Source organism: Streptomyces sp. NPDC028991 (genome assembly GCF_055564775.1).
Window position 1 is genome coordinate 906,374 of the sequence record NZ_JBVHVP010000001.1, and the last position, 6,030, is coordinate 912,403.

At 72.5% G+C, this 6,030-nt stretch carries 5 protein-coding genes and 1 pseudogene; 3 read left to right on the forward strand and 3 right to left on the reverse strand.

The genetic code is table 11. The features are described from left to right. Positions 1-107 precede the first annotated feature (107 nt). Together ACZ4V1_RS04005 and ACZ4V1_RS04010 are read right to left on the reverse strand one after the other, a co-directional pair. Positions 108-1,622 (reverse strand): hypothetical protein, encoded by a 1,515-nt coding sequence (locus ACZ4V1_RS04005; RefSeq protein WP_468328850.1) that lies wholly within the window; start codon positions 1,620-1,622, stop codon positions 108-110. Between the two features lie 93 nt (positions 1,623-1,715). Next, the gene (locus ACZ4V1_RS04010; RefSeq protein WP_468328853.1) at positions 1,716-1,925 is read right to left on the reverse strand and encodes a hypothetical protein; all 210 of its coding nucleotides are present in this window, start codon (positions 1,923-1,925) and stop codon (positions 1,716-1,718) included. A gap of 133 nt (positions 1,926-2,058) precedes the next feature. On the opposite strand from ACZ4V1_RS04010, the gene ACZ4V1_RS04015 reads away from it, so the two are divergent. Beyond that, positions 2,059-3,033, forward strand: coding sequence for a carbohydrate kinase family protein (locus ACZ4V1_RS04015; protein ID WP_468328856.1), 975 nt, complete (start codon positions 2,059-2,061; stop codon positions 3,031-3,033). A 170-nt stretch (positions 3,034-3,203) separates the two neighbouring features. Here the strand turns inward: ACZ4V1_RS04015 and ACZ4V1_RS04020 are convergent, their stop codons facing one another. Beyond that, the gene (locus ACZ4V1_RS04020; RefSeq protein WP_468328859.1) at positions 3,204-4,586 is read right to left on the reverse strand and encodes an aminotransferase class V-fold PLP-dependent enzyme; all 1,383 of its coding nucleotides are present in this window, start codon (positions 4,584-4,586) and stop codon (positions 3,204-3,206) included. 287 nt (positions 4,587-4,873) lie between these two features. On the opposite strand from ACZ4V1_RS04020, the gene ctaC reads away from it, so the two are divergent. Both ctaC and ACZ4V1_RS04030 read left to right on the forward strand, forming a co-directional pair. Beyond that, a complete protein-coding gene (gene ctaC, locus ACZ4V1_RS04025; RefSeq protein ID WP_468328862.1) occupies positions 4,874-5,833 on the forward strand; it encodes an aa3-type cytochrome oxidase subunit II in 960 nt (319 codons plus the stop codon). Next, positions 5,830-6,030 (forward strand): annotated as a pseudogene (locus ACZ4V1_RS04030) (aa3-type cytochrome oxidase subunit I); the annotation flags it as partial. The gene ctaC and the pseudogene ACZ4V1_RS04030, both read left to right, overlap by 4 nt.

Below are 6,030 nucleotides of genomic sequence, written 5' to 3' on the forward strand. Positions count from 1 at the left end.
GGAGGGGGGGAAAGGGGAGAAGAGGCGTGATGGGGGCGGGGAGGCGCACCCCCCCCCCCCCCCCCCCCCCCCCGCCGCCCTCTCGTCTGCCTGCCGGGCGATCGCCGTCACCGGCTCCCGGACGGCGCCGGCAGCCGCGCGCCCGGCTTGTGCACCGGAATCTCCTCGCCGTCCGAGCCCACGACCCTCCGGTCGCCGAGCGGCTCGTCGAGCGGCACCGTCCGCTCGTACTCCTTGGCGATCAGGATGCAGACCTTCCCCGGGTGCGGGGTCTCGGTCACCGTGACGGTCACCTTGTCGGCGCTCTCCTTCGCCTTCGCCTCGTAGTCGGAGCACACCCCGCCCGTGAAGTGCACGGTCAGCTCCCCGCCCTCGGCCGTGTAGCCGCTCACCCCGACGTCCCGGGGCTCACCGGGCGCCGAGGTCGGCTCGTCGGACGGGGCCGGGGACGGTGAGGCGGGAGCCGCGGACGTCAGGTACTCCGGGTCGACCGCCGGATACGTCACCGTGAAGGCATCCTGCGCGCCCGGCGCCCGCACCTCGAACAGCCACGACGGCACCAGCGTCTGCCGCCCCCGCACGGGATGCGCGGCCAGCCCGAACACCGCGTCCTCGACCGTGACCGTCTGCTTCCCGGGCTTCTTCGGGGTGCCCGTCGGCAGCTCGCAGGGCGTGTCCGCGCGGTCCTTGTGCGGTACGGGGCTCGCGCAGCCGCCGATACCGGCCCCGGAACCGCCGCCCGGCGAGTTCAGCAGCGCCAGCGTCTCCTCGGCGCCCAGGACGGGATACGTGTCCCCCTTGACCGGTGCCTTCACCTGCCCGCTGCCGCCCACCACCTCGCCCCGCGCCCCGACGACCACGCCGGTCGTCCAGCCGTAGGTGGGCAGTCCGCCGACCTCAGGTTCGGCGTTCACGGCCCGCCGGGCGCCCATGACCTGGTCCGCGTTCAGCTTGGCGTCGTCCTGGCCCAGCGCCTTCAGTACCGGCGCCGCCGCCTTCTTCGCGGCCGCCTCGCTCACCGGGCTCCCGTCGGCGGACGGGGCCTTGCACACGGCGCCCTTCTTGCAGTCGTCGGTACCGGGCGTGTAGCGGTGGAAGGTCCAGGTGCCCGGCGCCCGCGTGTTCACCGTCAGCAGCGGTCCCGATCCGTCTCTGGCGTTGCCGACCTTCCACGCCTCACCCTGGACGCGTGGCGCCCCGTCGACCCCGAGCGCCTCGGCCAGCCGGGCCACCTCCGACTCGGTGACCTCGCCCTTCGCCCGGTACACGGGCGCCGAGCCGGGGCCGTCGGGAAGCGCGCCGTCGGCGCGGTAGGTGACGCCGTAGGGGTTGGGTTCGCCGGGCGCGATGCCGTTCGTGCCGCCGCTCCCGGACGGCGCGCCGTGGTCGTCCAGGGCGAGCGGCGGGGGAGTGTCGTCGCCGGACGCCCCGGAAGCCGTACCGCCGTCCGGGCCGCCGCCGGAGGCGGACGAGGCCAGATAGGCCCCGCCGGTCCCGACCAGCAGCACGGCGGTGGCGACGGAGGCGACGGCGACCGCCCGGGGACGCCGCCGCGCGGGACGCCCGGTGCCGGCCTCGTCGGCGGCGTCGGCGTCGTCGTTGTCGGCTCGCTCGGTGTTCACCGCATCGCTCCTTCGGCTGTTACTGGGGACAGCGATGGGACGCGATGGGGGAGGATCCGGTTCCCGGCGGCGGCACGCGTCGCCCGGACGGCCTCAGTCGCCGTACTCCGACATCGCGTCCAGCAGCCGGGCCGAGGTCTGCGGCACCCGCACGCCGTGGATGAGGGAGACGGGGACGGGACGGGCGGAGGCGTGTGCCGGAGCCTCCCAGCGCGGGGCCATCCGGGCGCAGTCACCGCGCAGCGACGCCAGGTCGCCGTCCAGGTCGGCCGGGGCGGGGTCGGCGGTCCTCAGGTTCGTCATAACAGAACCGTAGGCACGTCCCGTACCGCGAAGAAAGTTGTACTACCGGGTAGTTTTGCCTGCTTCGGACTCGAGGTGCTCCCGGGTAGCGTGAACTGTCAACCCGCCTCCCGCTCAGGAGAGAGTCCACGCCGTGCGCATCGCAGTCACCGGCTCCATCGCCACCGACCACCTCATGACCTTCCCCGGCCGCTTCTCCGACCAGCTCGTCGCGGACCAGCTGCACACGGTCTCGCTCTCCTTCCTCGTCGACCGGCTCGACGTACGCCGGGGCGGCGTCGCCGCGAACATCGCCTTCGGCATGGGGCAGCTCGGCACCCGGCCGATCCTGGTCGGCGCGGCCGGCTCGGACTTCGACGAGTACCGGGCCTGGCTGGACCGGCACGGCGTCGACACCGGCTCGGTGCGCATCTCCGAGACCCTGCACACCGCCCGTTTCGTGTGCACCACCGACGCCGATCACAACCAGATCGGCTCCTTCTACACGGGCGCGATGAGCGAGGCCCGCCTCATCGAGCTCAAGACCGTCGCCGACCGGGTCGGTGGCCTCGACCTGGTCTCCATCGGCGCCGACGACCCGGAGGCGATGCTCCGGCACACCGAGGAGTGCCGCACCCGGTCCATCCCCTTCGCCGCCGACTTCTCCCAGCAGATCGCCCGGATGAACGGCGACGAGATCCGGATACTGCTGGACGGGGCGACCTACCTCTTCTCCAACGAGTACGAGAAGGGCCTCATCGAGACCAAGACCGGCTGGACGGACGAGGAGATCCTCGGCCGCGTCGGCCACCGCGTCACCACCCTCGGCGCACAGGGCGTCCGCATCGAGCGGGCCGGCGAGGAGACCCTCGAGGTCGGCGTCCCGGACGAGGAGCGCAAGGCCGACCCCACGGGCGTCGGCGACGCCTTCCGCGCCGGGTTCCTGTCGGGACTGGCGTGGGGAGTCCCGCTGGAGCGGGCCGCGCAGGTCGGCTGCATGCTGGCGACGCTCGTCATCGAGACGGTGGGTACGCAGGAGTACCAGTTGCGCAGGGCGCACTTCATGGAGCGGTTCACGAAGGCGTACGGGGACGAGGCCGCGGCCCAGGTGCAGGCGCACCTGGGCTGATTCCGGGCCCGGCGACTGCTCGGCCGCCTCGCGAGGGGCGCTGTCGCGTGCGGGCGTGCGGGCGTGCGGGCGTGCGGGCGTGCGGGTGCGTGGGCGTGCGGGTGCGAGGGGCCGGTCGTGCCTACGCCGCGCAGCCGCACATCGGCACGGCCCCGCTCTCCGTACGGGCGTCAGCTCACCCGGCGGACCGAGTAGGCGGTTCCTCCGTCCGCCGGCTCCTCGCCCAGGTACTCCTGCCCCCGCATCTCGCACCACGCCGGGATGTCCAGGCGGGCCGCCTCGTCGTCCGAGAGGACGCGGACCGTGCCCCCGACGGGCACATCGCCGATGACCTTGGCCAACTCGATCACCGGGATGGGGCAGCGCCGGCCGATCGCGTCCACGACGAGGTCGCCCCCGGTCCCGGGGACGGCCTGGGTGGCCGCCGGCGCCCCCAGTCTCTCCCGCACCGCGGCCACCGTGCCCGGCAGCACCTCCAGGAACCGCTCGACGTCCCCGGCCGGCGTCCCCGGCGGCAGCGACACCCGGACGTTTCCCTCGCTGAGCACCCCCATCGCCTTCAGCACATGGCTCGGCATCAGGGTGCTGCTCGTGCAGGACGAGCCGGAGGAGACCGAGAAACCCGCACGGTCCAGCTCGTGCAGCAACGTCTCCCCGTCGACATAGAGACACGAGAAGGTGACGGTGCCGGGCAGCCTGCGCACCGGGTCCCCGACCACCTCCACGTCCGGCACCAGAGCCGGCACCCGCGCCCGGATCCGCTCCGTCAGCTCCCGCAGCCGGGCCGCCTCCTCGGCGGCCTCCGCCCGCACCGCCCGCAGCGACGCCGCCGCCGCCACGATCGCCGGAAGGTTCTCGAACCCGGGCGCCCGGCCCGACTCCCGCTCGTCGCCGGGTCCTTGCGGCGCGAACCGCACCCCCTTGCGCACGACGAGCAGCCCGACCCCCGGCGGTCCGCCCCACTTGTGCGCGCTGCCCGCGAGCAACGACCAGTCGCCCGCCACCTTCCCCCAGGCCAGCGACTGGGCCGCGTCCACGAGCAGTGGTACGCCCGCCGCCCGGCAGGCCTCGGCCACGTCCGCCACCGGCTGCTCGGTGCCCACCTCGTGGTTGGCCGACTGGAGACAGGCCAGCGCGGTGTCGTCGCGCAGGGCGGCCGCGTACGCCGCCGGGGCCACGGCCCCCGTACGGTCCACGGCGACCTGGGTGACCGACCCGCCGCCGGCCTCGTGCACTTCGGCCGCGTGCAGCACGGAGGAGTGTTCGACCGCCGACACGATCAGGTGATTCCCGACCCGACGCCGCCCGGCCAGCGCGCCCGCGACCCCCGAATGCACCGCCCGCGTCCCCGAAGGGGTGAACACCAGCTCGTCCGCCCGGCACCCCACGGCCTCCGCGGCCGCCTCCCGGGCAGCATCGAGCAGCAGCCGGGCCCGCCGCCCTTCCCGGTAGAGCCGCGCGGGGTCGGCCCACCCTTCGTCCAGGGAGGCCTGAAGGGCCTGCCTGGCGACAGGATGGAGCGGAACAGCGGAAGCAGCGTCAAAGTAGCCCACACGGCAACGCTATGACGTCCGGCCGGGAAGCGCCGCGAGGGGGCGCGCCCCGCCGCAACCGACCGCAAGGCGCCGAACAACCCCTGGTCCCGCCCCCGAAGGCGCCCCGTCCCACCCTTTCAGGGTGACCCGCGGCGCGTATGCCACCCTCCCCGCGACCCCCCGGAGGGCGTCGGCTAGGGTTTGGTCCGCATAAACATCAAACCCCTGCCCGACGCAGGGCGGCGACCGACCAGCGAGAAGGCCGCAGCCGAACAGCGCGGGCGAGACTCTCGGGAAGGCGCTACGTGAGTCCCAACGGCTCCGACCGCTCGCCGCGGCGCCCGATGCGGCGGAAGCTGCTGCAGGCACTGACCGCGGGCCTGGTCCTGGCGACCGCCACCGGTTGCACATACGAGGACTTCCCCCGCCTCGGCATGCCCACCCCAACCACGGAAGAGGCTCCGCGGATCCTCTCCCTGTGGCAGGGCTCCTGGGCAGCCGCGCTGGCCACCGGCGTGCTGGTGTGGGGCCTGATCCTGTGGAGTTGCTTCTTCCACCGGCGCAGCCGCACCAAGGTCGAGGTTCCTCCGCAGAACCGGTACAACCTGCCCATCGAGGCGCTGTACACCATCGTTCCGCTCGTCATCGTCTCGGTGCTGTTCTACTTCACCGCCCGTGACGAGTCCGAGCTCATGAGCCTGGAGGACAAGCCCGACGTCACGGTCAACGTGGTCGGCTTCCAGTGGAGCTGGTGCTTCAACCACGTCGAGAACGTCCAAGGTTCCTCCGGCGACGCCAAGACCTCCAAGGAACTGGCCGCGATCCCGGACCGCTTCAAGAAGGACTTCCCGGCGAACGCCGGCGGCGTCTACGACTGCGGTGTCCCCGGTACACGGAACCCGCAGACCAACAACCCGGGCCCGACCCTCTGGCTCCCCGAGGGCAAGAAGGTCCGCTTCGTCCTGACCTCGCGTGACGTCATCCACTCCTTCTGGGTGGTGCCGTTCCTCATGAAGCAGGACGTCATTCCGGGCCACACCAACGCCTTCGAGGTGACCCCCAACAAGGAGGGCACGTTCCTGGGCAAGTGCGCCGAGCTGTGCGGCGTCGACCACTCCCGGATGCTGTTCAACGTGAAGGTCGTCTCCCCTGAGCGCTACGAGCAGCACCTCCAGGACCTCGCGAAGAAGGGGCAGACCGGTTACGTTCCCGCCGGCATCGCGCAGACGAGCCACGAGAAGAACCGGGAGACGAACAACCTGTGAGCATCCTCAACGAACCCCAGGGTGCCTCGGCAGCGGAGGACTCGTACGAGAACGAGCTGCCGGTACGGCGCAAGCAGCCCGGCAACGTCGTGATCAAGTGGTTGACGACCACGGACCACAAGACGATCGGCACGCTGTATCTGGTGACGTCGTTCGCGTTCTTCGTGATCGGCGGCGTGATGGCGCTGTTCATGCGC